This is a genomic window from Bacillus sp. JJ1127 (assembly GCF_036965845.1).
Taxonomy (GTDB): Bacteria; Bacillota; Bacilli; order Bacillales; family Bacillaceae_G; genus Bacillus_A.
Genome location: NZ_JBALQK010000358.1, coordinates 1 through 2,144, shown reverse-complemented (window position 1 = coordinate 2,144; position 2,144 = coordinate 1). Strand labels below are relative to the sequence as shown.

Below are 2,144 nucleotides of genomic sequence, written 5' to 3'. Positions count from 1 at the left end.
ATTTCTCTCTTCTAAAAGGTGCATCAACGGAAAATATTAATCAGTTAGAACAGCTCATGCGTAATGATGCATCAAAATATATACAAGGGAAAAAATTGAAAGAAAATGCATAGAAGCATTTTCTTTTTTATTTTGTTTTAAACTAATATTTAAGGGCTTTTTCTAGTTTGAATTGAATGATTTCACATACCGTAATTAGTAATAAAAAAAATATAGTCCTAAAAATTAGTCTACATTTAATCCTGTATGCTTATCACTTAAAGTATGCCATTTAGATAATCAACCTTAGAAATGATGCTAATAATTTAGATTTCGAAGTGTTTTTATCCCGCTATTATTATCATAGATGTAGTATGTTGCTAGTTGTAATACTGAGATAAAATACTACTTTATATATGTAAAAAAAAATGATTATACCAATGCTTATAGTAAAACGGTGGTACATGATATAATGGTAAAGAAAAGAATGCTCTGAAATTTAAAAAGAACTTTCATCCAATCATTTGTATTTAGGAGAGGAGCTTAAACATGTATTCTAATTTAGAACAATTAACAAAGCACCCTGTATTTTATCATTTTGCAGAAATTTCAAAGATTCCAAGAGGATCAGGGAATGAAAAAGAAATTAGTGACTACTTAGTGAAATTTGCCAAGAATCGTAATTTAGAAGTTGTACAAGATGAAGCGTTAAATGTAATCATTAAAAAGCCAGCAACTAATGGATACGAAAAAGTTCCTGCGATTATCATCCAAGGTCATATGGATATGGTTTGTGAGAAAAACCAAGCAACTGTTCATGATTTTGAAAAGGACCCAATTCAATTGCGAATTGTTGGGGACATGCTGTATGCAAATCAAACGACTTTAGGTGCAGATAATGGTATTGCAGTTGCATATGCATTAGCGCTATTAGATTCAACTGATATCTCGCATCCAGCTCTTGAAGTTGTGATTACAACAGAAGAAGAGACAACAATGGGTGGTGCTTTTGCTGTTGATCCGAAACATTTTGACGGGAAAATATTTATTAATATTGACTCTGAAGAGGATCATAAATTACTAGTGAGTAGCGCAGGCGGAGCAAAAGCAGTTGAAACAATTTCGATTATTTGGGATGAAGCACCTGCTGATTTAGTTGCATATCGTCTATATGTTGGAGGGCTAAAAGGTGGCCATTCTGGTATGGAAATTGATAAGCAACGTGGTAATGCGAATAAAGTGTTAGGACGAGTTCTTTATGATTTATCGAATGAAGTTCAATTTAACATGAGTGAAATTCATGGTGGATTAAAAACAAATGCAATTCCACGTGAAAGTGTAGCAACAATCTTATTATCTGTAAATGATGCACAAAAGGTAGAAGAAAAAGTAGAAGAATGGACACGTGTTCTACAGGAAGAACTGCGCGCTGTAGATCCTGATGTGCATGTTTCACTTACAAAATTAGAAGGAAACGTGGAAAAAGTGTTTGCAAAAGAAACACAAAAACAACTCATTTCTTCTTTATTCTTAATTCCAAATGGTATCCAAGGCATGAGCATGGACATTAAAGGACTTGTAGAAAGTTCAACAAACCTAGGGGTTATTGAAACGCTACATAATGAAATTAAATTGAAGAACGAAGTTAGAAGTTCTGTAAGTAGTTTAAAGCAGCACATTATGAATGAAATTAAGCAGATTGCTGAGTTAGTTGGAGCGCAATTTGAAAAAGAATCTGAGTATCCAGAATGGCCATACAATCCCAATTCTCCAATTCGCAATTTGTTTGAAAAAGTGCATAAAGAGAAATATAGCAAAGATGTTGAAATTTATGCAGTTCACGCTGGTATCGAATGTAGTGTATTTGTTCAAAAAATGCCTGAGTTAGATGCTATCTCATTTGGACCAGATATTTTTAATGTTCATACACCAGATGAACATATTAGTATTTCTTCTGTATTGAATAACTGGGGATACTTCATTGATGTAATGAGAGAAACGAAATCATTAGCTAAATAATAATAAATCGAACTGCCTAAGAATAATCTTAGGTGGTTTTTTATTACCATTATCAAATGGATAAGGAATGACAAGAATGATAATTTCATATACTGTATTGAAATTATATAAAACATTATAAAAATATAGTAGTAACTGTTTTGTGA

At 32.1% G+C, this 2,144-nt stretch carries 1 protein-coding gene; it reads left to right on the top strand.

Features of this window, described 5'->3' with window-relative positions:
- Positions 1 to 528 precede the first annotated feature (528 nt).
- On the top strand, positions 529 to 1,998 hold the full coding sequence (locus V7183_RS24320) for an aminoacyl-histidine dipeptidase (RefSeq protein ID WP_335361124.1): 1,470 nt from the start codon (positions 529 to 531) through the stop codon (positions 1,996 to 1,998).
- The last annotated feature ends 146 nt before the right edge of the window (positions 1,999 to 2,144 follow it).